At 63.4% G+C, this 25927-nt stretch carries 18 protein-coding genes and 1 pseudogene; 7 read left to right on the forward strand and 12 right to left on the reverse strand.

The features are described from left to right. Window positions 1-32: 32 nt before the first annotated feature. From gltB to pilM, 9 genes and pseudogenes are all read right to left on the reverse strand, one after another. Window positions 33-4481 (reverse strand): glutamate synthase large subunit, encoded by a 4449-nt coding sequence (gene gltB / locus KCG88_RS21515; protein ID WP_047283610.1) that lies wholly within the window; start codon window positions 4479-4481, stop codon window positions 33-35. A gap of 348 nt (window positions 4482-4829) precedes the next feature. Continuing rightward, window positions 4830-6410 (reverse strand): AAA family ATPase, encoded by a 1581-nt coding sequence (locus KCG88_RS21520; RefSeq protein WP_210713052.1) that lies wholly within the window; start codon window positions 6408-6410, stop codon window positions 4830-4832. 10 nt (window positions 6411-6420) lie between these two features. Next, complete coding sequence (aroB, locus tag KCG88_RS21525; RefSeq protein WP_011058825.1) at window positions 6421-7521, reverse strand: 3-dehydroquinate synthase; 1101 nt, start codon at window positions 7519-7521, stop codon at window positions 6421-6423. A gap of 145 nt (window positions 7522-7666) precedes the next feature. Then, window positions 7667-8185, reverse strand: a complete 519-nt coding sequence (gene aroK / locus KCG88_RS21530) for a shikimate kinase AroK (protein ID WP_011058824.1) — start codon at window positions 8183-8185, stop codon at window positions 7667-7669. Window positions 8186-8189: 4 nt separating this feature from the next. Next, window positions 8190-9866: pseudogene (locus KCG88_RS21535) on the reverse strand (type IV pilus secretin PilQ family protein); the annotation flags it as partial. 89 nt (window positions 9867-9955) lie between these two features. Further along, window positions 9956-10486, reverse strand: coding sequence for a pilus assembly protein PilP (locus KCG88_RS21540; protein WP_011058822.1), 531 nt, complete (start codon window positions 10484-10486; stop codon window positions 9956-9958). Continuing rightward, window positions 10483-11106 (reverse strand): type 4a pilus biogenesis protein PilO, encoded by a 624-nt coding sequence (gene pilO, locus KCG88_RS21545; protein WP_210713053.1) that lies wholly within the window; start codon window positions 11104-11106, stop codon window positions 10483-10485. Before pilO ends, KCG88_RS21540 begins: the two co-directional genes overlap by 4 nt. Next, a complete protein-coding gene (locus KCG88_RS21550; protein WP_047283604.1) occupies window positions 11103-11669 on the reverse strand; it encodes a PilN domain-containing protein in 567 nt (188 codons plus the stop codon). The genes pilO and KCG88_RS21550 overlap by 4 nt, the downstream gene beginning before the upstream one ends. Next, entirely contained in the window at window positions 11669-12730 is a 1062-nt protein-coding gene (pilM, locus tag KCG88_RS21555; protein ID WP_047335479.1) for a type IV pilus assembly protein PilM, read from the reverse strand. Before pilM ends, KCG88_RS21550 begins: the two co-directional genes overlap by 1 nt. A 216-nt stretch (window positions 12731-12946) precedes the next feature. Between pilM and KCG88_RS21560 the strand changes: the two genes are divergently transcribed. Further along, on the forward strand, window positions 12947-15382 hold the full coding sequence (locus KCG88_RS21560; protein WP_047283602.1) for a penicillin-binding protein 1A: 2436 nt from the start codon (window positions 12947-12949) through the stop codon (window positions 15380-15382). Between the two features lie 121 nt (window positions 15383-15503). Here the strand turns inward: KCG88_RS21560 and KCG88_RS21565 are convergent, their stop codons facing one another. From KCG88_RS21565 to rpmE, 3 genes are all read right to left on the reverse strand, one after another. Beyond that, window positions 15504-16772 carry a malic enzyme-like NAD(P)-binding protein gene (locus tag KCG88_RS21565; RefSeq protein WP_047283601.1) on the reverse strand — a complete coding sequence of 423 codons (1269 nt, stop codon included), beginning with the start codon at window positions 16770-16772 and terminating at the stop codon, window positions 15504-15506. A gap of 188 nt (window positions 16773-16960) precedes the next feature. Then, window positions 16961-17740, reverse strand: a complete 780-nt coding sequence (locus KCG88_RS21570; RefSeq protein ID WP_210713054.1) for a thermonuclease family protein — start codon at window positions 17738-17740, stop codon at window positions 16961-16963. A 41-nt stretch (window positions 17741-17781) separates the two neighbouring features. Next, a complete protein-coding gene (rpmE, locus tag KCG88_RS21575; protein ID WP_011058815.1) occupies window positions 17782-18003 on the reverse strand; it encodes a 50S ribosomal protein L31 in 222 nt (73 codons plus the stop codon). A 299-nt stretch (window positions 18004-18302) separates the two neighbouring features. Here rpmE and KCG88_RS21580 point away from each other — a divergent pair, with 299 nt between their 5' ends. The 6 genes from KCG88_RS21580 (at window position 18303) to KCG88_RS21605 (ending at window position 25775) form a co-directional block, all read left to right on the forward strand. After that, window positions 18303-20522, forward strand: coding sequence for a primosomal protein N' (locus tag KCG88_RS21580; RefSeq protein ID WP_047335477.1), 2220 nt, complete (start codon window positions 18303-18305; stop codon window positions 20520-20522). Between the two features lie 210 nt (window positions 20523-20732). Beyond that, on the forward strand, window positions 20733-22469 hold the full coding sequence (gene argS / locus KCG88_RS21585; RefSeq protein WP_011058813.1) for an arginine--tRNA ligase: 1737 nt from the start codon (window positions 20733-20735) through the stop codon (window positions 22467-22469). A 1-nt stretch (window position 22470) separates the two neighbouring features. Further along, a complete protein-coding gene (locus KCG88_RS21590; protein WP_047283597.1) occupies window positions 22471-23178 on the forward strand; it encodes an SPOR domain-containing protein in 708 nt (235 codons plus the stop codon). A 198-nt stretch (window positions 23179-23376) separates the two neighbouring features. After that, entirely contained in the window at window positions 23377-23907 is a 531-nt protein-coding gene (gene hslV / locus KCG88_RS21595) for an ATP-dependent protease subunit HslV (RefSeq protein WP_003186641.1), read from the forward strand. Between the two features lie 57 nt (window positions 23908-23964). Further along, window positions 23965-25305, forward strand: coding sequence for an ATP-dependent protease ATPase subunit HslU (gene hslU / locus KCG88_RS21600; protein WP_047283596.1), 1341 nt, complete (start codon window positions 23965-23967; stop codon window positions 25303-25305). A gap of 92 nt (window positions 25306-25397) precedes the next feature. Next, entirely contained in the window at window positions 25398-25775 is a 378-nt protein-coding gene (locus KCG88_RS21605) for a DUF971 domain-containing protein (protein WP_011058810.1), read from the forward strand. Window positions 25776-25927: the final 152 nt, after the last annotated feature.

A 25927-nucleotide genomic window follows, 5' to 3' on the forward strand; every position in this document is an offset into this window, starting at 1 on the left:
ATCAAAACCTCATCACACTCTTCAGGCGCATATCACTGCGGGTTGGCACGGGTGCTGGAAAGCAACGATTTCAAGCTGGCAGCCTTGGGCTTGACCAACCAGAAACGGCGCAGGTAGTCGTCGAGGTTCTCGGCGAGGTTACGGCCCCATTCGCTGTCGGTTTCCTCGACGTACTCGTTCAGCACGCGCTGCAGGTGGCTGCGATAGGCTTCCATCGCTTCGCCGCTGATCCGTTGGATTTCCACCAGTTCGTGGTTGACCCGGTCAACGAAGGTGTTGTCCTGGTCCAGCACATAGGCGAAACCGCCGGTCATGCCTGAGCCGAAGTTGTAACCGGTCTTGCCCAGGACGCAGACGAAACCACCGGTCATGTACTCGCAGCAGTGATCGCCAGTGCCTTCCACCACGGTGTGGGCACCGGAGTTGCGCACGGCGAAGCGCTCGCCCGCGGTGCCGGCGGCAAACAGCTTGCCGCCGGTGGCGCCGTACAGGCAGGTGTTGCCGATAATGGCGCTGTCCTGGGTCTTGTAGACGCTGCCCTTGGGCGGGACGATCACCAGCTTGCCGCCGGTCATGCCCTTGCCCACGTAGTCGTTGGCGTCGCCTTCCAGGTAGAGGTTCAGGCCGCCGGCGTTCCACACGCCGAAGCTCTGCCCCGCAGTGCCCTTGAAGCGGAAGGTGATCGGCGCCTGGGCCATGCCCTGGTTGCCGTGCAGCCTGGCGATCTCGCCGGAGATCCGTGCGCCGATGGAGCGGTCGCAGTTGCAGATATCCAGGGCGAAATCGGCGCCGCTCTTGTCATTGATCGCCGAGCGGGCCATCTCGACCATTTTCTCGGCCAGCAGGCCCTTGTCGAACGGCGGGTTGCGGTCCACCTGGCAGAACTGCGGCTTGTCCGCCGGAATGTGGTCACTGCCCAGCAACGGGGTCAGGTCCAGGTGATGCTGCTTGGCGGTCTGGCCTTCCAGCACCTCCAGCAGGTCGGTCCGGCCGATCAGTTGCTCCAGGGAACGCACGCCGAGCTTGGCCAGCCACTCACGGGTTTCCTCGGCGACGTAGGTGAAGAAGTTCACCACCATGTCGACGGTGCCAATGTAGTGATCCTTGCGCAGCTTCTCGTTCTGGGTCGCCACGCCGGTGGCGCAGTTGTTCAGGTGGCAGATGCGCAGGTACTTGCAGCCCAGGGCGATCATCGGCGCGGTGCCGAAGCCGAAGCTCTCGGCGCCGAGGATGGCTGCCTTGATCACGTCGAGGCCGGTTTTCAGGCCGCCGTCGGTCTGCACCCGGACCTTGCCGCGCAGGTCGTTGCCGCGCAGGGTCTGGTGGGTTTCCGCCAGGCCCAGTTCCCACGGCGCACCAGCGTACTTGATGGAGGTCAGCGGCGAAGCGCCGGTACCGCCGTCGTAGCCGGAGATGGTGATCAGGTCGGCATAGGCCTTGGCCACGCCAGCGGCGATGGTGCCGACGCCGGCTTCGGCCACCAGCTTCACCGACACCAACGCCTGAGGGTTGACCTGCTTGAGGTCGAAGATCAGCTGCGACAAGTCTTCGATCGAATAGATGTCGTGGTGCGGCGGAGGCGAAATCAGGGTCACGCCGGGGACTGCGTAGCGCAGCTTGGCGATCAGGCCGTTGACCTTGCCGCCAGGCAATTGCCCGCCTTCACCGGGCTTGGCGCCCTGGGCCACCTTGATCTGCAGCACTTCGGCGTTGACCAGGTATTCCGGGGTCACGCCGAAACGGCCAGTGGCCACTTGCTTGATCTTCGAGCTCTTGATGGTGCCGTAGCGCGCCGGGTCTTCGCCGCCCTCACCGGAGTTGGAACGCGCGCCGAGGCGGTTCATGGCTTCGGCCAGGGCTTCGTGAGCCTCCGGCGACAGAGCGCCCAGGGAGATACCGGCGGAGTCGAAGCGCTTGAGGATCGATTCCAGGGGCTCGACTTCGCTGATGTCCATCGGCGTGTCCAGGGTCTTCACCTGGAACAGGTCGCGGATCATCGACACCGGGCGGTTGTCCACCAGCGCGGTGTATTCCTTGAACTTGGCGTAGTCGCCCTGCTGCACGGCCGCCTGCAGGGTGTTGACCACGTCCGGGTTGTAGGCGTGGTATTCGCCACCGTGGACGAACTTCAGCAGGCCGCCTTGCTGGATCGGCTTGCGCGGGCTCCAGGCTTCGGTCGCCAGGGCTTTCTGCTCGGCTTCGATGTCGACGAAACGCGCGCCCTTGATCCGGCTCGGCACGCCACGGAAGCTCAGGTTGCAGACCTCCTCGGACAGGCCGATGGCTTCGAACAGCTGCGCGCCACGGTAAGAAGCGATGGTGGAGATGCCCATCTTCGACAGGATCTTCAGCAGGCCTTTGGTGATGCCCTTGCGGTAGTTCTTGAACACCTCATAGAGGTCGCCCAGCACTTCACCGGTACGGATCAGGTCGCCCAGCACTTCGTAGGCCAGGAACGGATAGACCGCCGAAGCGCCGAAACCGATCAGCACCGCGAAGTGGTGCGGATCGCGGGCGGTGGCAGTTTCCACGAGGATGTTGGAGTCGCAGCGCAGGCCTTTCTCGGTCAGGCGGTGGTGCACCGCGCCCGTGGCCAGGGAAGCGTGGATCGGCAGCTTGCCCGGAGCGATATGGCGGTCGCTGAGGACGATCTGGGTACGACCGGCGCGCGCGGCTTCTTCAGCCTGGTCGGCGACATTGCGGATCGCCGCTTCCAGGCCGACGCTCTCGTCGTAGTTGAGGTCGATGACCTGGCGCTCGAAGCCCGGGCGGTCGAGGTTCATCAGCGAACGCCACTTGGCCGGGGAGATCACTGGCGAGCTGAGGATCACTCGCGAAGCGTGCTCGGGCGACTCCTGGAAGATGTTGCGCTCGGCACCGAGGCAGATCTCCAGGGACATGACGATGGCTTCGCGCAGCGGGTCGATCGGCGGGTTGGTGACCTGGGCGAACTGCTGGCGGAAATAGTCGTAGGGGGTACGCACGCGCTGGGACAGCACCGCCATCGGCGTGTCGTCGCCCATCGAGCCCACTGCTTCGTAGCCCTGCTCGCCCAGCGGGCGCAGCACCTGGTCACGCTCTTCGAAGGTGACCTGGTACATCTTCATGTACTGCTTGAGCTGGTCGACGTCGTAGAAGGCCGAACCGTGGTCGTTGTCTTCCATGGTGGCCTGGATGCGCAGGGCATTCTTGCGCAGCCATTGCTTGTACGGATGACGGGACTTCAGCCGGTTGTCGATGGCGTCGGTGTCGAGGATCTGCCCGGTCTCGGTGTCCACGGCAAAGATCTGGCCCGGGCCGACCCGGCCCTTGGCGATCACGTCCTCGGGCTGGTAGTTCCACACGCCGATTTCTGACGCCAGGGTGATGAAGCCGTTCTGGGTGGTGACCCAGCGCGCCGGGCGCAGGCCGTTGCGATCCAGCAGGCAGACGGCATAACGGCCGTCGGTCATGACTACGCCGGCCGGGCCGTCCCACGGCTCCATGTGCATCGAGTTGTATTCGTAGAACGCGCGCAGGTCGGCGTCCATGGTCTCGACGTTCTGCCACGCAGGCGGAATGATCATGCGCACGCCGCGGAACAGGTCGATGCCGCCGGTGACCATCAGCTCCAGCATGTTGTCCATGCTCGACGAGTCGGAACCCACGCGGTTGACCAGCGGGCCGAGCTCTTCCAGGTCCGGGATCAGGTCGTTGGCGAACTTGGTGCGCCGGGCCACGGCCCAGTTGCGGTTGCCGGTGATGGTGTTGATCTCGCCGTTGTGGGCGAGGAAGCGGAATGGCTGGGCCAGCGGCCATTTCGGCAAGGTGTTGGTGGAGAAGCGCTGGTGGAACACGCAGATCGCGGTCTGCAGGCGTTCGTCACCCAGGTCCGGATAGAAGGCGGCGAGGTCCGCCGGCATCATCAGGCCCTTATAGATGATGGTCTTGTGGGAAAAGCTGCAGATGTAGTGGTCGGTGTCGGCGGCGTTGGCCACTGAGGAGCGACGACGGGAGCTGAACAGCTTGATGGCGAAATCCTGGTCGCTCAGACCCTGGCCGCCGATGAACACTTGCTCGATCTGCGGCAGGCGCTCCAGGGCCAGACGCCCGAGCACACTGGTATCGATCGGCACTTTGCGCCAGCCCACCAGTTGCAGGCCGGCGGCGAGGATCTCGCGGTTCATGTTTTCGCGAGCGGCTTCGGCTTTTACCGGATCCTGGTTGAAGAACACCATGCCCACCGCATATTGCTTGGGCAGCTCGATGCCGAAGTGCTCCTTGGCGACTGCGCGCAGGAACAGGTCGGGCTTTTGCATCAGCAGACCGCAACCGTCGCCGGTCTTGCCGTCCGCGTTGATCCCACCGCGGTGGGTCATGCAGGTCAGGGCCTCAATGGCCGTTTTCAACAGGGTATGACTGGGTTCGCCCTGCATGTGGGCTATCAGGCCGAAACCACAGTTATCCTTAAATTCATCTGGTTGGTACAGACCTGCTTTCATAGACACTTTCTCACCAGGCTGCCTCTTTTAGAGGCAAATTTCTTTTCAATTCAACCACTTGCATTCCGCGCCGAACGTACGCCAGCTTTGCGGGGGCAAAAGGGAGGTCATTGTACACACCGACACAAAGCCCCACAAATTTAGCGACGATCTGTCGTAAATTCATGTCGCATTTATGAACGTTTTAAAGCGATATGCTGTGCTAGTCAAAAAGTTTTGCTTTTGACTGCCGCGACTCAAAAACTACTGTGACGCAGACACCACAAGGCACGCGGCCTGTAAGGCAGCATGCCGATGCGGAAATTTGAGGTTGCCGGGAGAGGCGGCCTGGGTAAGGCCGCCGAATCTTCAGCGAGTTGTTGCCAGTTCTTGTTGAACGCTAGCGACAGTGCGAGGCCAAGGTTTACCAGCCTGAACCTTCGCTGGCAAGGATTTGATGGCGCTGACCGCTGCATCGCGGCTTGCGAAGTTGCCGTAGGTGATCACATACAGCGGCTTGCCGTTGAGGACTTTCTTGAAGTAGCGGTATTCGCCGCCCTGTTCCTTGACGAAGTTCTGCGCGGTGGCTTCCGAGCTGGTGCCGAGGATCTGCACCACGTAGTTGCCTGGCGCCTGGCCAGCGTACCAGCTGCCACCGGCGGCCTTGGCCACGGTGACCGGCTTCTCGGCCGGCTTGGCCGGAGCAGGCTTGGCTGCCACTGGCTTCTCTGCCGGCTTGGCGGCAGGAGCAGGCTTGGCCGTGGCCACCTGGGTCGGTGCCGGGGTTGGGCGCGCTGCCGGAGCCGGCGTCGGGCCAGCCGTAGCCCCAGCAGGCGGCGCGGTGGTGGTCACGGTCGGTGGAACGGCGCTGGAACCTTCAACCGGTACCCCGTCGTCACCCTCGCTGATACCCCCTGCGGCTTCGGCCAGAGGACCGCGCATCACTGGCTGCGACTGGCCGACCAACGGCAGCGGCATTGGCTGTGACGAACCGGCGAACTCTACTGACGGGCTGCCATTGGCATTGGGTGTGGGTGTTTGCCCCAAAGGCAGTTGCGCTTGCTCATTGGCCGGAGCGCCGGTGGTTGGAGCCTTGCTGCGGCCCGGCATCAACCAGGCCGCGGCCACGGCCACCACCACGACAGCGGAGATGGCCAATACGTGTTTCTTCGGCATGTTGAACCCCATACTTGGACGCTTGACCGCAGAGCGGCTGGCGATCATTGCTTCGATCATTGCATCCCTGGCGACCTGGTTGATGTTGCCCGGCCAGCCATCGGAGCTTTCGTGAATATCACTGATCTGATCTGCGGAGAAAAGTTCGATGCCCTGCCCCGCACCTTCAAGCCGCTGGGCCAGATATTCGCGGGTTTCCTCTTCGGTATAAGGCTGCAACTCGATGACGTGGAAGCGCTCTTCCTCGGTATTGAGCTGGTCCAGTGCGGCGATCAGCGACGACTCGCCGAACAGGAACACATGGGGGCGACCTTCCGGTGCGCCGGCCGCCAGGGCCAGCAGGGCCTCGAGGGCGGACTCGTCGAGCTGCTCGGCGTCATCCACCAGCAGATAGACTTCCTGACCGGTCAGGGCCAGTTGCACGATCTGGGCGAGGATCGCGCCGATTTCGGCCTCGGCCACGTTCAGCGCCTGGGCCACCTGGCGCAGCACGCCGGCAGCGTCGCCAGCGCCGCGGGCCGACACCACCACGCTCTGCACCGATTGCTTGTTGGTACTGGCTACCAGCGCCTGGCGCAGCAGGGTCTTGCCGCTGCCCTGAGGCCCGGTGACCACCAGCAGCAACTGGCTGTAGCGGGCCAGGTGATGCAGTTGCCCCAGCACGGGCTTGCGCTGGGCAGGAAAGAACTTGAAGCCAGGGACCCGGGGAGCGAAAGGATCGTGGCTCAACTGGTAATGGCCGAGGAAAGCCTCGTCGGCGTGCAAACTAGTCATCGGGATCTTATTAACCTTTAAGCTGAGCCAGGGCGCGGTAGTCCGCTCCCAGCGTGGCCTGTAAAACCTCTTTCGGATAATCGTCGGTCACTACGGCTTCGCCCATGCGGCGCAACAGCACCAGACGCAAACGACCGTCGATCACTTTCTTGTCAATTGCCATGTGCTCGAGAAAATCCGCTTCGCTCATTTCCTCTGGCGGGATGACCGGCAAGCCCGCGCGCTGGAACAGGCGAATACCGCGGTCACGCTCCTGGCTGGTGATCCAGCCCAGGCGCGCGGACATTTCCAGGGCCATTACGGTGCCAGCAGCCACCGCCTCCCCATGCAGCCACACACCGTACCCCATGTGGGTTTCGATGGCGTGGCCGAAGGTATGCCCCAGGTTGAGGGTGGCCCGCACTCCCGATTCACGTTCGTCGGCACCCACTACCGCGGCCTTGGCCGCACAGGAGCGCTCGATGGCGTAAGTCAGGGCCTGCTGGTCCAGCGCCCGCAGGCGGTCGACGTTCTCTTCCAGCCACGTGAGGAAGGGTTCGTCGCAGATCAGGCCGTACTTGATCACTTCCGCCAGACCGGCCGACAGCTCGCGGCTGGGCAGGGTGTTAAGGCTGGTGGTATCGATCAGCACCACGTTGGGCTGGTAGAAGGCGCCGACCATGTTCTTGCCCAGCGGATGGTTGATACCGGTCTTGCCACCCACCGAGGAGTCCACCTGGGACAGCAGGGTGGTAGGAATCTGGATGAAATCCACGCCCCGCTGGTAGCAGGCCGCGGCAAAGCCGGCCATATCACCGATCACGCCGCCACCGAGGGCGATGATGGTAGTGCGTCGATCGTGGCGCGCAGTGAGCAGGCCATCGAAGATCAACTGCAGGGTTTCCCAGTTCTTGTAGGCCTCGCCATCGGGCAGGACCACCGAGATCACCGAGAACTGCCCCAGGCTGCGGGTCAGACGCTCAAGGTAAAGCGGCGCGACGGTCTCATTGGAAATGATCGCCACTTGCCGCCCGGCGATATGCGGCACCAGCAGCTCGGGCTGGTCCAACAGACCTTCACCAATGTGAATCGGGTAGCTGCGCTCGCCTAGATCGACCTTAAGTGTCTGCATGTGTCCCCACAGTGAAGATGGAAGCAGGCATTGTGCCCTGCATTGACGATGGGCCTCGTCTGGTCTTCTGACGCGGCCCGATAGCTCTGCGCCACACCTTGGCGGTCTGGCGCGACGCCGAGAATAGCGCATTTCGCTCGACGCATTAACGGGGTGGCAGCTGCTGCAGGCGCTCCAGTATGTCCAGCACCACCATTCGTGGCGGCCGCTCATCGGTTTCCACCACCAGATCGGCGATTTCCCGATAAAGCGGGTCGCGGATTTCCAGCAGGTCGCGCAGGGTCTTGGCCGGATCGGCGGTGCGCAGCAGGGGACGATTGCGGTCCCGAGCGGTGCGCCCCACCTGTTGCTCGACCGAGGCGTGCAGATAGACCACTCGTCCGCCAGCATGCAGCGCCCGACGATTGGCTTCGCGCATCACCGCACCACCGCCAGTGGCCAGGACCACGCCGTCGGTACCACAGAGCTCGGCGATCATCGCCTGCTCGCGATCACGAAAGCCCGGTTCGCCTTCCTTATCGAAGATCCACGGGATATTCGCGCCTGTGCGCAGTTCAATTTCCTTATCGGAATCTTTGAATGGCAGGCGCAGCTCTTTGGCCAGTAAGCGACCGATGGTGCTTTTTCCAGCCCCCATCGGCCCAACAAGAATCAAATTTCGCACAGAATCAACGACTCACAGCAATCGCCTGGTTGTTCATGATACGCGGAGTGAGAAATACCAGCAGCTCGGATTTTTTCTCCGACACCACGTCACGCCGGAAAAGGCGGCCAAGATACGGCACATCGCCAAGAAATGGCACTTTATCTACAACCTTGCTCTGGGTATTCGAGAAAACCCCGCCGATGACGATGGTCGCCCCGTCGTTGACCAGGACCTTGGCATTGACCTCGTTCTTCTTGATCGGCGGTACATCCTGGACCTTGTTCAGGTAGTCCGGCTCATCCTTGGTGACCTTGACCTCCATGATGATGCGGTTGTCCGGGGTGATCTGTGGTGTCACTTCAAGCGACAGCGACGCCTCCTTGAAGGACACCGAGGTAGCGCCGCTGGAGCTGGCTTCCTGGTAGGGGATCTCGGTGCCCTTGAGGATCTTTGCGGTTTCCTTGTCGGAGGTGACCACCTTGGGCTGGGAAACGATCTCGCCGTTGCCGGTCTTCTCCATGGCGGTCAACTCCAGGTCCAGCAGCACGTTGTCGGTGATGTAGGCGATGCCGATGCCCGAGGTATGGGCGCTAGCCCCCAGATCGACAAAGGGTGAGTTGCTGCCGCCGCTGCCCGGAGCGCCGATGCCGCTGGAACCGCTGGCAGCGTTCTGCACCCCGCTGGCGCTCCAGTTGCCCTGGTTCTGCACCGAGCCGCCCCAGCGCACGCCCAGGCTCTTGTCGTAGTCAACGTTGGCCTCGACGATGCGTGCTTCGATCATCACCTGGCGCACCGGAACATCCAGTTGGGCGACGATGCGCCGAAGTTCGTCGAGGCGCTCCTGGCTCTGGTAGGCAATGATGCTGTTGGTGCGCTCATCCACGGTGATCGAGCCACGCTCATCGGCTTTTTCCTCGGCGCGGGTCACCGACTGGAACAGCTTGGCGATGTCCGCCGCCTTGGCGTAGTTGACCTGCAGCAGCTCCCGACGCAACGGCGCCAGGTCCTCCAGCTGCTTCTGCGACTCCAGTTCCTGACGCTCCCGAGCGGCAATCTCATCCGCCGGAGCCACCAGCAGCACATTGCCGATCTTGCGCGAATCAAGGCCCTTGGTCCGTAGCACCAGATCCAGGGCCTGATCCCAGGGCACGTTCTGCAGGCGCAGGGTGATGCCGCCCTGCACCGTGTCGCTGGCCACCAGGTTGAGGCCCGTGAAATCGGCGATCAGTTGCAGCACCGAGCGCACCTCGATGTCCTGAAAGTTCAGCGAGAGCTTTTCCCCCTTGTAAGCAGGTCGAGCCGCAGCCGCCCTGCTACTGGTCTCGGCCAGGGGGCGGACACTGACCGTCAGGCGGTTGTCGGTCTGGAAGGTGGAATAGTCGAAGGCGCCCTTGGGCTCCAGGGTGACGGTGGTACGCCCGGCAGCCGTATCCGCAGTGATGTACTGCACCGGGGTGGCGAAATCCTTGACGTCCAGGCGAACCCGCAGCGCCTCGGGCAATTGGGTACGGGCAAAATCGAGGACGATCCGGCCCTCGCGCCGCTGGACATCGACAGCGATGCGCGGGTCGGACAGGTCGATCAGCACATTGCCTTCGCCCTCCTCGCCGCGCTGAAAATCCACGCCGCGTATCGACCCGGCCACTGCCTGCGGCTTTGCAGGCGCCCGAGCTGCCGTCCCCGGAGCAGCGGGCTTGGGCTCGGCGGCGCCGACCAGCGGTGCCAGCAGCGCTATCCATAGCGCTACACCGAGGGCTGAAACAGTCCTGTTCATTTTCCAGATTCCACTTAAGAGTGTTTTTTCAGCGCCAGTGTTCGCGGCCGCTCCAGCCAGGCTCCCGCTCCATCGGGAACAATTTCCACCACCTCGATCTGCGATTCGCTGATGGTCACAACCCGGCCTTCGTTGCGCCCCAGGTAGTCGCCCACCTGCAAGCGGTGGATGCCACCTGCGCCGCGCAACAGGGCAAAGCTCCCGGAGGCGTTGGACAGGGTCCCGACCATTTGCAACTGCTCGATATCGAACCCCTCCAGGTATTGCCGGGCTCGCTGCGGGTCGGGCCGGACCGCACTGGCCCCTTGCCGACGAGCCGCCAGGTCAAGCCTTTGCGGCGGCTGGAACGGGCTGCGCAATGCGCTGGCGTCATAGGTGAACGAGGGGTAAGACCGGATTACCGGCATTGGTTCAATCGGCCCGGGCGCTTGCAGGCGCATCTGGTTCATGTAGGCGTCCAGGTCGGCAAAGTCGTCGTCGGCGCCACCACACCCCCACAGCCCGGCACAAAGGCAGCCAAGCACCGCCCAGCGCAGGCGCCTCATGAGTGCGGCTCCGGAGCGTCGTACCTGTAGGTGCGCGCCTCGATGCTCATGCGCAACAGCGCCGGATTGCCCGCCGCCACAGGCTGAATGCGAAAATCATGCAAGGTGACGATGCGCGGCAGGCCGGCGACGCCACTGACGAAGCTCGCCAGGTCGTGATAGGCCCCGGTGACGGTAATCTGGATCGGCAACTCGACGTAGAACTGCCTGGCCACCTCCGGTTGCAGCCTGATCTCCTCGAAGGCCAGGCCACTGCCCAACCCCACGCGACTGATGTCCTCCAGCAGGCCGGGGACCTCGGTGTCGCTAGGCAACTGACGCAACAGCAGGTCGAAGCTGTTGCGGATGACGGCCAACTGCTCCTGGTAGCGCGGCAAATTGGCTCCCTGGCGCGCCTTGCCGGCAAACGCCTGCCGGAGACGAGTTTCCTCCTGGCGCTGGCGCTCCAGCTGCTCCAGGTGCGGGCTCAGGTAAAAGCCGTAGCCCACTAGCAGAACCAGGAGCAGAAGCAGGGCCGCCACCAGACTCCTGGCCGGCCCGGGCCAGGAGCCCAGGTTGGCCAGCTCCAGCTCCCGCAGATCGATACGCCGCAACTCTGCCAGCCATTGTCGAGGTGTCATCGCCGAAGCTCCTCGGTTGGACCGGGCGCCTGCCCGACATTCAGCCGGAACAGGTTGTTCAGCCCTTGCTGGGCGTCCACTGCGTTCTTCACCTCGGTCAGGCTGGGGGCGGCAAAACCCTCGGCAGCCTGCAGATTGCGCATCAGGTCGGACACCCTGTTGTTTGACTCAGCAGCACCACTGATTCCAAGGTTCTGCCCCTGCAGATCCACCTCGGTGAAGTACACACCATCAGGCAGGCTGCGGGCCAACTGCTGAAAAATCCGCACACTGTTCGAGCGGTTGCCCTGCAGTTCTTCGATGATGCCCATGCGTTCGAGCAACTGCTGTCGCTGTGCCTTGAGCCCCTGGATGCTGGCGATCTGCTCATCCAGGCGTGCCGTCGCCTGGCCCAGATACTGGTTGCGCAAATGCTGGCGCTCGATCACCCGGCTTATATAGGCGTCGGCCAACAGAATGACCCCGGCCCCGAGCACGACCATCATCGCCAGCATCTGCAGAAAACGCCGACGCCTCAGTTCGCGCGAGGCCTCGCGCCAGGGCAACAGGTTGATCCGCGCCATCAGTCGAACCCTCGCAGGGCCAGGCCACAGGCCAGGAGCAGGTTCGGCGCCCGTTCGTTCAATACCTGGGGGTCGACTCGAGGCCCCATCGGCATGGCCCGAAAAGGATTGGCCAGCGACGTATCGATGCCTGTCTCGCCCTTCACCCGCTGCTCCAGGCCGGCCAGGCCGCTACCGTCTCCGGCCAGCAGCAGGTGCACCAGGGGCTGCTGCTGAGGCGAGGTGGCGAACTGCTGCAGGCAACGGCCGACCTGTTGCAGCACCTCCTGCTCGAAGGGTTGCAGCAACTCTTCGGCGCAACCCTGTGGCAAACGGCCCTGGCTCTGCGCCAGCAATGCCTGCTCCAGTGTCAGCCCGTATCGACGCTGGAGCGCTTCCAGCAGCAGCCCGCTACCGAAAAGCTGCTCACGGCTATAGATCACTCGCTGGCCGTGCAGGACGCTGAAACGGCTGAGGGCCGGGCCTATATCCAGCAACGCCACGGCGCCAGGAGCCGCCAGCGGCAGGTGCGCCGCCAGCAGCAACAGGCAGCGCTCCAGAGCCAGGGGCTGGGTATCCACCACCCGGGCTGTCAGGCCGGCCAGGCCCAATACCGTTTCCAGGGCCTCTACCCGCTCGTTGCGACAGGCTACCAGCAGCACCTGAACCCGCTGCGGGTTACCGGGCACCGGCCCCTGCACTTCAAAATCGAGGGCCACGTCTTCCAGGGGATAGGGAATGTACTGGCCGGCTTCCAGCCGGACCTGCTGCTCCAGTTCGTCGGTGTGCAGGCCCACCGGCATTTCGATCAGCTTGCTGATCACCGCCTCGCCGGCCACCGCTACCGCCGCCCCCTTGAGCCGGCTGCCCGTCTTGAGCCAGGCGCGGGACAGGGCCGCGGCCAGGGCCTCGGGGTCGGCAATGTGCTGGTCGAGCACAGTATTGGGCGCCAGGGGCTCCCTGGCGTAGGCCTCGACCCGGTACCCCTGCCCCTGGCGCCCCAGGGCCAGAAGCGTGACCGATGTCGCATTGATATCGATCCCCATAAGGGAACTCGGCTTTTTGCTGAAGAGTCCAAGCACGACCAATTCCCTATGACTATCCGTGACTTACGGACTGCTTAAGCTGCATTGCGTTCAATGGTCACGTCTTGACAGACGGGCAAATGACGCTCTCGGCGGAAAATGCTTATAATGCCCAGCGTTTTTTTCCGCTTTTACCTGCTGCGTGGGCCGGCCCCTGATGTCCGTGAATGCCCTGACGCCTAATTCATTCCTTTCTCTGGAAATCCAAAAGCCTTGATTCGTCTGCTGAAGTTTTTCGGGTGGTCCATCGTCGCGGTGTTCTGCGGGCTCCTCCTCGCCCTCTCCGGTGCGTTTCTCTATCTTAGTCCCGGCTTGCCGTCGGTTGAGGCCCTGAGAAGCATCCAGTTGCAGATTCCCCTGCGGGTGTACAGCAGCGACGGCAAACTGATCGCTGAGTTCGGTGAAATGCGCCGTACTCCCATACGTTTCGCCGACATTCCGCCCAACTTCATCAATGCGTTACTAAGTGCTGAAGACGACAACTTCGCTAACCATTACGGGGTTGACCCCAGCAGCCTGATGCGTGCCGCAACCCAGCTGGTCAAGAGCGGACACATCCAGTCCGGCGGCAGCACCATCACCATGCAGGTGGCGAAAAACTTCTTCCTGACCAGCGAGCGCAGCTTCTCGCGCAAGACCACCGAGATCCTCCTGGCGCTGCAGATCGAACGGCAGCTGACCAAGGACGAGATCCTCGAGCTGTACGTCAACAAGATCTACCTGGGCAACCGCGCCTACGGGATCGAGGCAGCGGCCCAGGTGTATTACGGCAAGTCCATCCGTGACGTGAGCCTGGCGCAGATGGCGATGATCGCCGGCCTGCCCAAGGCGCCTTCGCGCTTCAACCCCCTGGCCAATCCGGCACGCAGCAAGGAACGTCGCGACTGGATCCTGGGGCGCATGTACAAGCTCGGCAAGATCACCGAAGCGGCCTACACCGAGGCAATCAACGAACCGTTGAACGCCAGCTATCACGTACCGACTCCGGAAGTGAACGCCCCGTACATCGCCGAGATGGCCCGGGCCGAAATGGTCGGCCGCTATGGCAGCGATGCCTACACCGAAGGTTTCCGGGTCACCACCACGGTGCCCAGCGATCTGCAGGAAATGGCCAACACCGCGGTCCATGAAGGCCTGATGACCTACGACCAGCGCCACGGCTATCGCGGCCCGGAATCGCGCCTGCCAGGCAAGACCCAGGCGGCCTGGGCCAGCGAACTGACCAAGCAGCGGACCATCAGCGGCCTGGAGCCGGCGATCGTCACCCTGGTAGAGAAGAACGGCCTTCAGGTGCTGACCCGCAACGGCGAAGAACATGTGGCCTGGGACAGCATGAAATGGGCCCGGCCGTTCCTCAATACCAACAGCATGGGCCCGGTCCCGCGCCAACCGGCGGACGTGGCCCAGGTCGGCGACCTGATCCGCGTGCAGCGTCAGGCGGACAACTCGCTGAAGTTCAGCCAGATCCCGGTCGCCCAGGGCGCCCTGGTGACGCTGGACCCGCAGAACGGTGCGATCCGCGCCCTGGTGGGCGGCTTCGCCTTCGAGCAGAGCAATTACAACCGTGCGATGCAGGCCAAGCGCCAGCCCGGCTCCAGCTTCAAGCCGTTCATCTATAGCGCGGCCCTGGATAACGGCTACACCCCGGCCAGCCTGGTGAACGACGCACCTATCGTGTTCGTCGACGAATACCTGGACAAGGTCTGGCGCCCGAAGAACGACACCAACACCTTCCTCGGCCCGATCCGCATGCGCGAGGCGCTGTACAAGTCGCGCAACCTGGTGTCGATCCGCCTGCTGCAGAGCATGGGCGTGGACCGCACCATCGACTACATCAGCAAGTTCGGCTTCAACAAGCAGGACCTGCCGCGCAACCTGTCCCTGGCCCTGGGTACCGCAACCCTGACGCCGATGGAGATCGCCACCGGCTGGAGCACCTTTGCCAACGGCGGCTACAAGATCACCCCGTACATCATCGACAAGATCGAAAGCCGCAACGGCGAGCTGCTGTTCAGCGCCAACCCGCCAAGCGCCCCCACCGGCAACACGGCCAGCAGCGGCATCGCCGCCCCGGAGCACAACTTCACGATCAACAACGTGGCCGGCGAAACCTCGGCTCCAGCAGCGACGCAAGCCCCAGCGGTTGCCGAGCGGATCATCGATGGCCGCACCACCTACATCCTCAACAGCATGCTCCAGGACGTGATCAAGCTGGGTACCGGACGCCGCGCACTGGCCTTGGGCCGTACCGACCTGGCGGGCAAGACCGGTACCACCAACGAGTCCAAGGATGCCTGGTTCTCCGGCTACAACGCCGACTACGTGACCACCGTATGGACCGGTTTCGACCAGCCAGAAAGCCTGGGGCGCCGCGAATACGGCGGCACCGTGGCCCTGCCGATCTGGATGAGCTTCATGGGCGCGGCCCTCAAGGACAAGCCGCCACACACCCAGCCGGAGCCGGAAGGCATTCTCAGCCTGCGGGTCGACCCGGTCAGCGGCCGCGCCGCCACACCTGGCACGCCCAATGCCTACTTCGAGCTGTTCAAGAGCGAAGACACTCCGCCTTCGGTCAATGAACTGGGCAATGGCGCCGTACCAGGCAGCCCACTGCCGGCGGACGAAGCGGCGCCGATCGATCTGTTCTAGCGCCAGGGGAGCCGTGAACGCGGCAACCTTCGCCGGCTTGCCCGCTCCTCCAGCGGGCAAGCGCCCACAAAAAAGCCCCGGCTCTCGCGAGCCGGGGCTTTTTGCATGACGCTACAAACGCTTAACCGTTGAACACATCATCCACGCTCTTGAGCGGGTAGTTCTTCGGGTACGGCAGGGTAGCCACGCCGGTCTCGATGGCGGCCTTGGCCACGGCATCGGAGATCACGGTGATCAGGCGGGCATCCATTGGCTTGGGAATGATGTACTCACGGCCGAATTCCAGCTTGATGCCACCGTAGGCGTCGCACACTTCCTGAGGAACCGGCAGCTTGGCCAGCTCACGCAGGGCGTTGGCCGCGGCGATCTTCATTTCTTCGTTGATGCGCTTGGCGCGAACGTCCAGGGCACCACGGAAGATGAACGGGAAGCCCAGGACGTTGTTCACCTGGTTCGGGTAGTCCGAACGGCCGGTAGCCATGATCACGTCGTCGCGGGTGGCGTGCGCCAGTTCCGGGGCGATTTCCGGATCAGGGTTGGAGCAGGCGAACACGATCGGGTTCGGCGCCATGGACTTCAGGCCTTCAGCGCTCAGCAGGTTCGGGCCGGACAGGCCGACGAACACGTCGGCGCCTTGCAGGGCGTCGGCCAGGGTGCGCTTGTCGGTGGCGTGGGCGAACACCGCCTTGTACTGGTTCAGGTCATCGCGGCCGGAGTGGATCACGCCGGTACGGTCGACCATGAAGATGTTTTCGATCTGTGCGCCCATGCTCACCAGCAACTTCATGCAGGAGATGGCGGCAGCACCGGCACCCAGGCAGACGATCTTGGCGTCGGCCAGGGTTTTGCCAGCGATTTCCAGGGCATTGATCATGCCGGCGGCGGTCACGATCGCGGTGCCGTGCTGGTCATCGTGGAACACCGGAATGTCGCACTGCTCGATCAGAGCGCGCTCGATCTCAAAGCACTCGGGTGCCTTGATGTCTTCCAGGTTGATACCACCGAAGGTGATGGAAATGCGCTTGACGGTGTCGATGAAAGCCTGCGGGCTTTCAGAGTCGACTTCGATGTCGAATACATCAATGCCGGCGAAACGCTTGAACAGCACGCCCTTGCCTTCCATCACTGGCTTGGAGGCCAGTGGGCCCAGGTTACCCAGGCCGAGAATCGCGGTGCCATCGGAAATGACGGCAACCAGGTTGCCTTTGCCGGTGTACTTGTAGGCCAGTTCCGGATCGCGAGCGATTTCGCGCACCGGCTCGGCTACGCCGGGGCTGTAGGCCAACGCCAGATCACGAGCGGTAGCAGTGGCCTTGGTGAGCTCGACACTCAGCTTTCCTGGACGAGGATTGGCATGGTATTCGAGAGCGGCAGTTTTCAAATCAGACATGTGGGCATTCCGCTTTTTGCTGTTGGACAGACGGACCGCCGAGGATACTCGTGTCGCATAGTCCCCACAAGACTGCCCAGTCACCCCTGTCAAGGCCCCTAGCGTACGACTTTGGGCCAAGAGCCGCAGGGTACAAGGCTTTCAACTGTTCACAATCCATTAAAAAAATGTCTACAATTTTTTCTTTATCAGATAAGTCTGAGCATGGAAGGGTCAGTCACTGACAACATCCAGCGTGGATGTGCAGATTGCCGGCCAGGCTGACGTGAGCGATCGACAACCCAGCCGCGAACCTCGATTCGCCGCCCTGCAAGGCCACTGAGCAGCCGGCGATCGAAGCGCCGCAGGACATTGGGTGCAATGCGCAATACAACCTGGCCCTGCAATGTGATCCAAAGGCCACCGCGATTGCGCTGCACCCTGCTCACTCGCCCTTCGAACAAGGCAAAGCCCGCGCGGCGGATCTGCTGCGCCTTGAGTACAGGTGAACGTCGCCAAAGCCCCAGCCCGGCTCGGCGCGCATGGTTCTCGGCAGCCTTCTGGCAACTCGCCAGGGCGACGTTTGGCAGCACGGCAATCCGATAGGCCAGGCCTTCCGCGATCAACCGGGCTTCGAAGTTGATACCAGTGACGCCATAGACATGGGCCAGGACACGACCGTAACGATCCTGCCTTTCATGCCCCAGCAGCAGGCCGACCCGCCCACCACTCTGCGCCACCAGTTGCCGCAGGCGCTGCCGCGCCGCCTCGGCGAAGGGCTCGGCAGGGCGCCCCTTGCCCCCTAGCTCCGGGGCATTGAGGCCAATCATGCGCAACCTGCGGCCATCCTTGAGATGCAGGGTGTCGCCGTCCACCACCCGGAGTACCGTTGCCGGCAACAGCCCCTTGGGCGCCGGGCAAAACGCCTCGGCCGTTGTCAGCCAAATCGCGCCCACAAAAAAGGCGCCCACTAGGGACGCCTTTTTCATCAGCGAGGAAAGTCGGTATCGGCTTTCCAGAACGATCAGCCTCAGGCCTTCTTCGTTGCGCCGAAAGCACCGAAGCGCGACTTGAACTTGTCGACACGACCGCCAACGTCCAGAGTCTTTTGCTTGCCGGTGTAGAACGGGTGGCACTCGTTGCACACGTCCAGGCTCAGAGGCTTGGCCAGGGTGGAGCGAGTTTCGATGACGTTACCGCAGCTGCAGGTAGCGGTAATGGCTTCGTATACTGGATGGATATCGGCTTTCATGGTGTATTCCTCAGGCTAGCGTGCCGCCACCCAACACTATTGTTGAATACCGCACGAATTAGGGCGCGAATTCTACCAGACCGCGTCAAACGCGCAAGCGATCCTGAGTGCAGCCCATCAGAAAAAGCCGGTGCAACCTTGACAGCCCAGGCTTTGCCACCCCCTGAACTGCAACACCGGCTCCATGCCCGGGCAGACCCCGCAGGTACAGGGGCCACGCACGCTTATACAGGACACTCCACCGCTGCTCTGTTAGGCTCCGGGGCCTATTTACCCTCTGCTCAACGAGATTGTCCCGCGTGCCCGACGCCATCCTGCGCCTCGCCCTGCCCTCGCCCCTGCGCCGCCTGTTCGACTACCGTGCTCCGGCCGGGGTGCTGCGTGCCCAGTTGCACCCCGGCATGCGCCTGCGGGTGCCATTCGGCCGCCGGGAAATGATCGGCATCCTGGTGGAGGTGGCGGATCACAGCGAGGTCCCGGCGGAAAAACTCAAGCCGGCCCTGGCCCTGCTGGACCCTACACCACCGCTGCCGCCAGCCCTGTTCAAGCTGTGCCTGTGGACCGCCCAGTACTACCAGCACAGCCTGGGAGACACCCTGAGCTGGGCATTGCCAGTGCTCTTGCGCCAGGGCGAGCTGGCCGAAGCTCGCCAGGAACGCTTCTGGTCGATCGCCCCCGGTGCCCGGCTCGACGACCCGCGCATCGCTCGCGCCCCGCGCCAGCGCGAAGCCCTGGCAACCCTGGCCCAGCACCCCCACGGCGTGCCTCACGCCCTGCTGAGCAAGCTGATGCTGAGCAAGGACAGCCTCGACCTGCTGCTGGCCAAGGACCTGGTGCAGGTGGAGGTGCGCAAGCACGCACCGGGCGTGCGCCACGAACACTGGCTGGCCCAGCCCGAACTGCCGCTCAACAGCGAGCAGCGCGCCGCCTATGAAGCCATCCGTGCCGGGTTCGACAGCTATCACGCGTTTCTCCTGGCCGGGGTCACCGGCAGCGGCAAGACCGAGGTCTACCTGCAACTGATCCGCGAAACCCTGGAGGCCGGCAAGCAGGCCCTGGTGCTGATTCCGGAGATCAACCTCGGCCCGCAGACCCTGGCGCGCTTCGAGCAGCGCTTCAACGCCCGCATCGCCCTGCTGCACTCGGCGGTCAATGACCGCGAACGCCTGGACGCCTGGCTGGCTGCCCGGGATGGCGAGGCCGACATCATCATCGGCACCCGCTCGGCCCTGTTCACGCCGATGAAGAACCCTGGCCTGATCATCATCGACGAGGAGCACGACGGGTCCTATAAACAGCAGGAAGGCCTGCGTTACCACGCCCGTGACCTGGCCCTGGTGCGTGCCCGCCAGGAAAACATCCCCATTGTCCTGGGCTCGGCCACGCCGTCCCTGGAAAGCCTGCACAACGCCTACACCGGCCGCTACGGCCTGCTGCGCCTGAACGAACGGGCCGGCGGCGCCAAGCAGCCGCGTTTCCTGCGCCTGGACGTGAAGAGCCGCCCGCTGGACAGCGGCATTTCCGGCCCCATGCAGCAAGCCATCGGCCAGACCCTGGCCGCCGGCCAGCAAGTCCTGGTGTTCCTCAACCGCCGCGGTTTCGCCCCGACCCTGCTCTGCCACGACTGCGGCTGGATGTCCGAGTGCAAGCGCTGCGACGCCCGCATGACCGTGCACCAGCGTTCCGGCGAACTGCGCTGCCATCATTGCGGCCATGTGGAGCGGGTTCCTCGCCATTGCCCGCAATGCGGCAAGGTCGACCTTCGCCCCGTGGGCGCCGGCACCGAGCGGGCGGAAGAGCGCCTGGGCATCTTGTTTCCCGACTACCCGGTGCTGCGGGTGGACCGCGACAGCACCTCGCGCAAGGACGCGATGAACCAGCTGTTCGCCACCATCCAGAAAGGCCAGCCGTGCATCCTCGTGGGCACCCAGATGCTGGCCAAGGGGCATCACTTTCCCCGGGTGACCCTGGTGTCGATCCTCGATGCCGATGGCGGCCTGTTCTCCGGCGACTTCCGCGCCAGCGAGCGCATGGCGCAACTGATCGTCCAGGTCGCCGGGCGGGCTGGCCGGGCCGAAGAGCCGGGCAAGGTGATCATCCAGACCCACCTCGCCGACCACCCGTTGCTGGTGCAGTTGACCGAGCAGGGCTACTTCGCCTTCGCCGAACAGGCCCTGAGCGAGCGCCGCGCGGCCGGCCTGCCACCTTTCGCCCACCTGGCGCTGCTACGGGCCGAAGCCCACAAACCGGGCCAGGCCGAGGGGTTCCTCGATGAAGCCTGCAGCGAGGCCGAGCGCCTGCTGGCGGAACAGAATCTGGGCGGCATCGAACTATTGGGCCCGGTGCCGGCTCCGATGGAGCGGCGCGCCGGACGTTATCGCGCGCAATTGCTGCTGCAGGCCAATGCCCGAGCGCCCTTGCATCGGTTGCTCAGCAGTTGGCTGCTGGTGCTGGAACAGATGCCCAGTGGGCGGCAGGTCCGCTGGTCGCTGGACGTGGATCCCGTGGATCTGTATTGATCGAGGTCGTGTTTTCGCGGGCAAGCCCGCTCCTACAATGGGCAGCATCAAACCCGCAAGAGCGGGCTTGTCGGCGAAGGCAATCGAATGCCGCCATCGATCCCCAAGCAGTCCTCTATAGTTGGCAAGCCCGTTCCAGCAACGGATAATGCCCAGTTTTTCCACCTGCGCACCGAAGCGCCGCCGCACCAGCGGTCGAAAGAGAAGACCATGAAAGACACCATTCGCCAGCTCATCCAGCAAGCCATCACCCAACTCGTCACCGAAGGTGTGTTGCCAGAAGGCCTGACGCCGGCGATCCAGGTCGAAAACACCCGCGACAAGACCCACGGCGACTTCGCCAGCAACATCGCCATGATGCTGGCCAAGCCGGCCGGCATGAAGCCGCGCGACCTGGCGGAGAAAATCATCGCCGCCCTGCCGGCCCATGAAGACCTGAGCAAGGCGGAAATCGCCGGCCCCGGCTTCATCAACTTCTTCCAGAACACCCAGGCCCTGGCCGCGCGCCTGGACGCCGCTCTGGGCGACGACCACCTGGGCGTACGCAAGGCCGGCCCGGCGCAGCGCACCGTGATCGACATGTCGGCGCCCAACCTGGCCAAGGAAATGCACGTTGGCCACCTGCGCTCCACCATCATCGGCGACGGCGTGGCCCGGGTCCTGGAGTTCCTCGGCGACACCGTGATCCGCCAGAACCACGTGGGCGACTGGGGCACCCAGTTCGGCATGCTGATGGCCTACCTGGAAGAAAACCCCATCACCAGTGACGAGCTGTCGGACCTGGAGAACTTCTACCGCGCCGCCAAGCAGCGCTTCGACGAGTCCGAAGCCTTCGCCGACCGCGCCCGCGGCCTGGTGGTCAAGCTGCAGGCCGGCGACCCGGACTGCCTGGAGCTGTGGACCAAGTTCAAGGACATCTCCCTGTCCCACTGCCAGAAGATCTACGAGCTGCTCAACGTCAAGCTGACCATGGCCGACGTGATGGGCGAGAGCGCCTACAACGACGACCTGATCAACGTGGTCAACGACCTCAAGGCCCAGGGCCTGCTGGTGGAGAGCAACGGCGCCCAGTGCGTGTTCCTCGACGAGTTCAAGAACGCCGAAGGCGAGCCGCTGCCGGTGATCATCGTCAAGGCCGACGGCGGCTACCTGTACGCCACCACCGACCTGGCGGCCGTGCGCTACCGCAGCGGCAAGCTCAAGGCCGATCGCGCCCTGTACTTCGTCGACCAACGCCAGGCCCTGCACTTCCAGCAAGTGTTCGCCGTGGCCCGCAAGGCCGGCTTCGTGACCCATCCGATGGAAATGGAGCACATGGGCTTCGGCACCATGAACGGCGCCGATGGCCGTCCGTTCAAGACCCGCGACGGCGGCACCGTGAAGCTCATCGACCTGCTGACCGAAGCCGAAGAGCGTGCCTACGCCCTGGTGAAGGAAAAGAACCCGCAACTGCCGGAAGCCGACCTGCGCAGCATCGCCAAGGTGGTGGGCATCGACTCGGTGAAGTACGCCGACCTGTCCAAGCACCGCACCAGCGACTACAGCTTCAACTTCGACCTGATGCTCAACTTCGAAGGCAACACCGCGCCGTACCTGCTGTACGCCTACACCCGCGCCGCCGGTGTGTTCCGCAAGCTGGGCAAGGATTTCAGCGAAGTTGGCGGGCAGATCGAACTGCACGCCGCCCAGGAACTGGAGCTGGCGGCCAAGCTGGCGCAATTCGGCGAGATCCTCAACAACGTCGCCGAGAAGGGCACGCCGCACATCCTCTGCACCTACCTGTATGACGTGGCCGGCCTGTTCTCCAGCTTCTATGAAAACTGCCCGATCCTGGCAGCCGAGACGCCGACCCAGATGCACAGCCGTCTGCGCCTCACCGAGCTGACCCGGCGCACCCTCAAGCAAGGTCTGGAACTGCTGGGCCTCAAAGTCCTGGAGCAAATGTAAGTTGGCTGCCAAGAAAAAACCTGCACCCAAGCGTGGCGCCAGCCGTTACCAGGCCCCGGCCAAGAAGCCGATTCCGGGCTGGTTGTGGCTGGCCATCGGCCTGACCATCGGTGCCTTCATCGTGTTCCTGATGAAGCTCGAGCCCGGCAAGGGCGGCGACAGCGTCAAGCGCGAGAAGATCGAACAGCAGAAAGCCACCAAGATCGCCGAGGCCAACAAGACCCCGCCGAGCCCCCAGCAACCGGTGAAGCCGAAATACGACTTCTACACCCTGTTGCCGGAATCGGAGGTCATCGTGCCGCCGGAAGCCGTGCCGGAAAAAACCCTGCCCACGCCACAGGTGCCGCCAGTGCCGACCACTCCGGTAACCCCGGCGGAAGCGGCCAAGATCGACACCGCCCGTGCCCAGGCAGCCCTGGCCGGGATCACCCCGCCACCAGCGCCACCGGTGGCCAAGGCGGCGCCGGTGACCAAGTTCTTCCTCCAGGCCGGTTCGTTCCGCAAGGAAGCCGATGCCGACAAGGTCCGGGCGCAGATCATCCTGCTGGGCCAGTCGGTCTCGGTGGAGTCCGGCACGGTGAAGGATGAAACCTGGTACCGGGTGTTGGTGGGCCCGTTCAGCAACCGCGAACAGCTGACCGTGGCGCAGAAGCAACTGGCCGGCGCCGGCTTCAGCAACCTGCTGTTACAACAGCGCCAGAACCGCTAAGCCGACCGCTACGCGATTGACCGCCGGCACGCCCACTCCTGCAAACACCCCGTAGGAGCGGGCTTGCCGGCGAAGCTCTCGCAACTTGCAACAATGACCGCCGGTCCCTCGCTACAGCCTCCGGTTGAAAAACGTCCGGCCACCCCCATATGAGTTTCCATCAGGGCACTTTCGCCCCGCTGTGTGGAGACTCCCCCCTTGACCACCATCGTTTCAGTCCGCCGCCACGGCAAAGTCGTCATGGGCGGCGACGGCCAGGTTTCTCTCGGCAACACCGTGATGAAAGGCAACGCGAAAAAAGTCCGCCGCCTCTATCACGGCCAGGTCATCGCCGGCTTTGCCGGGGCCACCGCCGACGCCTTCACCCTGTTCGAGCGCTTTGAGGGCCAACTGGAGAAGCACCAGGGCCATCTGGTCCGTGCCGCCGTCGAGCTGGCCAAGGAATGGCGTACCGATCGCTCCCTGAGCCGCCTGGAAGCCATGCTGGCCGTGGCCAACAAGGATGCATCCTTGATCATCACCGGCAATGGCGACGTGGTTGAGCCCGAAGACGGCCTGATCGCCATGGGTTCCGGTGGCGCCTACGCCCAGGCCGCCGCCAGCGCCCTGCTGAAAAAGACCGACCTGTCGGCCCGTGAAATCGTCGAGACCGCCCTCGGCATCGCCGGCGACATCTGTGTATTCACCAACCACACTCAAACCATCGAGGAGCAGGATCTCGCGGAATAAGCCTGTTGCGGCGCTTGCGCCACGGCATTCATTCCCGCTTGAGGACCGCCAATTACTATGTCCATGACACCCCGCGAAATCGTCCACGAACTCAATCGCCATATCATCGGCCAGGACGATGCCAAGCGCGCCGTCGCTATCGCCCTGCGCAACCGCTGGCGCCGGATGCAACTGCCGGCCGAGCTGCGCGTTGAAGTGACCCCCAAGAACATCCTGATGATCGGCCCGACCGGCGTCGGCAAGACCGAGATCGCCCGTCGCCTGGCCAAGCTGGCCAACGCGCCCTTCATCAAGGTCGAGGCCACCAAGTTCACCGAGGTCGGCTATGTGGGCCGCGACGTTGAATCCATCATCCGCGACCTGGCCGACGCGGCGATCAAGATGTTCCGCGAACAGGAAATGATCCGGGTTCGCCATCGCGCCGAAGACGCCGCCGAAGAACGCATCCTCGATGCCCTGCTGCCACCGGCACGTACCGGCTTCAACAGCGACGACGCGGCCCCGGCCCATGATTCCAACACCCGCCAGCTGTTCCGCAAGCGCCTGCGCGAAGGCCAGCTGGATGACAAGGAAATCGAGATCGAAGTGGCGGAAGCTGCAGGCGTCGACATTTCCGCGCCACCGGGCATGGAAGAAATGACCAACCAGCTGCAGAGCCTGTTCGCCAACATGGGCAAGGGCAAGCGCAAGAACCGCAAGCTCAAGGTCAAGGAAGCGCTCAAGCTGGTACGCGACGAAGAAGCCAGCCGCCTGGTCAACGACGAAGAACTCAAGGCCAAGGCCCTGGAAGCCGTCGAGCAGCACGGCATCGTGTTCATCGACGAGATCGACAAGGTGGCCAAGCGCGGCAACGCCGGCGGTGTGGACGTCTCCCGCGAGGGCGTGCAGCGTGACCTGCTGCCGCTGATCGAAGGCTGCACCGTCAACACCAAGCTGGGCATGGTCAAGACCGACCACATCCTGTTCATTGCCTCCGGTGCCTTCCACCTGAGCAAGCCCAGCGACCTGGTACCGGAGCTGCAAGGCCGTCTGCCGATCCGCGTGGAACTCAAGGCGCTGTCGCCGGAAGACTTCGAGCGCATCCTCAGCGAGCCGCACGCGTCGCTGACCGAGCAATATCGCGAGTTGCTGAAGACCGAAGGCCTGAACATCGAGTTCCTGCCCGAGGGCATCAAGCGCCTGGCGGAAATCGCCTGGCAGGTCAACGAGAAGACCGAGAACATCGGTGCCCGTCGCCTGCACACCCTGCTCGAGCGCCTGCTGGAAGAGGTGTCGTTCAGTGCCGGTGACCTGGCCAGCGCCCACAGCGAAGAGCCGATCCGCATCGACGCCGCCTACGTCAACAGCCACCTGGGCGAATTGGCGCAGAACGAAGACCTTTCCCGTTATATCCTGTAAACCTTCGCCACCCATGCACGGACTGGCTTGCCAGCGATAGGGCCTCCCCCCGATCGCCAGCAAGCCGGCTCCTGCCGGAAGGACTACAGGTCATGAGCAAACTTCCCACCGGTATCAACCTGCACAAAGCCTCGAAAACCCTGACCCTGACTTACGGGCCGGACGAGGTCTATCACCTGCCTGCAGAACTCCTGCGGGTGCATTCTCCCTCCGCCGAGGTCCAGGGCCACGGCAAACCCATCCTGCAATTCGGCAAGCTTGGCGTCGGCCTGACCAAGGTTGAACCGGCGGGCCAGTACGCACTGAAATTGACCTTCGACGACGGTCATGACAGCGGACTGTTCACCTGGGACTACCTCTACCAACTGGCGCTGCGCCAGGACGAGCTGTGGAACGACTACCTGGCGGAGCTCAAGGCTGCCGGAAAATCCCGCGATCCGAACGAGTCCATCGTCAAGCTGATGCTCTAGCTCAAGGCTCTGATGGTTTAGAGGGCATTTTCTAATTTCATCTGTTTGAATGCTTGGCTGTATGGCCAATGAATGGCCTGCTTGCGGAAAAAATTAAACTCGGGTAACCAATGGAGCTGGCAAGTTCCCTGCAGAGCTTTCGGAACAAAAAA

The organism is Pseudomonas sp. MWU349, from assembly GCF_017947325.1.
Classification (GTDB): domain Bacteria; phylum Pseudomonadota; class Gammaproteobacteria; order Pseudomonadales; family Pseudomonadaceae; genus Aquipseudomonas; species Aquipseudomonas protegens.

What these genes read in the sequence shown, in the direction of transcription:
- gltB (WP_047283610.1), bottom strand. Translation starts at nt 4,481, where the DNA reads ATGAAAGCAGGTCTGTACCAACCAGATGAATTTAAGGATAACTGTGGT.
- KCG88_RS21520 (WP_210713052.1), bottom strand. Translation starts at nt 6,410, where the DNA reads ATGACTAGTTTGCACGCCGACGAGGCTTTCCTCGGCCATTACCAGTTG.
- aroB (WP_011058825.1), bottom strand. Translation starts at nt 7,521, where the DNA reads ATGCAGACACTTAAGGTCGATCTAGGCGAGCGCAGCTACCCGATTCAC.
- KCG88_RS21540 (WP_011058822.1), bottom strand. Translation starts at nt 10,486, where the DNA reads ATGAGGCGCCTGCGCTGGGCGGTGCTTGGCTGCCTTTGTGCCGGGCTG.
- pilO (WP_210713053.1), bottom strand. Translation starts at nt 11,106, where the DNA reads ATGACACCTCGACAATGGCTGGCAGAGTTGCGGCGTATCGATCTGCGG.
- KCG88_RS21550 (WP_047283604.1), bottom strand. Translation starts at nt 11,669, where the DNA reads ATGGCGCGGATCAACCTGTTGCCCTGGCGCGAGGCCTCGCGCGAACTG.
- KCG88_RS21565 (WP_047283601.1), bottom strand. Translation starts at nt 16,772, where the DNA reads ATGTCTGATTTGAAAACTGCCGCTCTCGAATACCATGCCAATCCTCGT.
- KCG88_RS21570 (WP_210713054.1), bottom strand. Translation starts at nt 17,740, where the DNA reads ATGAAAAAGGCGTCCCTAGTGGGCGCCTTTTTTGTGGGCGCGATTTGG.
- rpmE (WP_011058815.1), bottom strand. Translation starts at nt 18,003, where the DNA reads ATGAAAGCCGATATCCATCCAGTATACGAAGCCATTACCGCTACCTGC.
- argS (WP_011058813.1), top strand. Translation starts at nt 20,733, where the DNA reads ATGAAAGACACCATTCGCCAGCTCATCCAGCAAGCCATCACCCAACTC.
- hslU (WP_047283596.1), top strand. Translation starts at nt 23,965, where the DNA reads ATGTCCATGACACCCCGCGAAATCGTCCACGAACTCAATCGCCATATC.
- KCG88_RS21605 (WP_011058810.1), top strand. Translation starts at nt 25,398, where the DNA reads ATGAGCAAACTTCCCACCGGTATCAACCTGCACAAAGCCTCGAAAACC.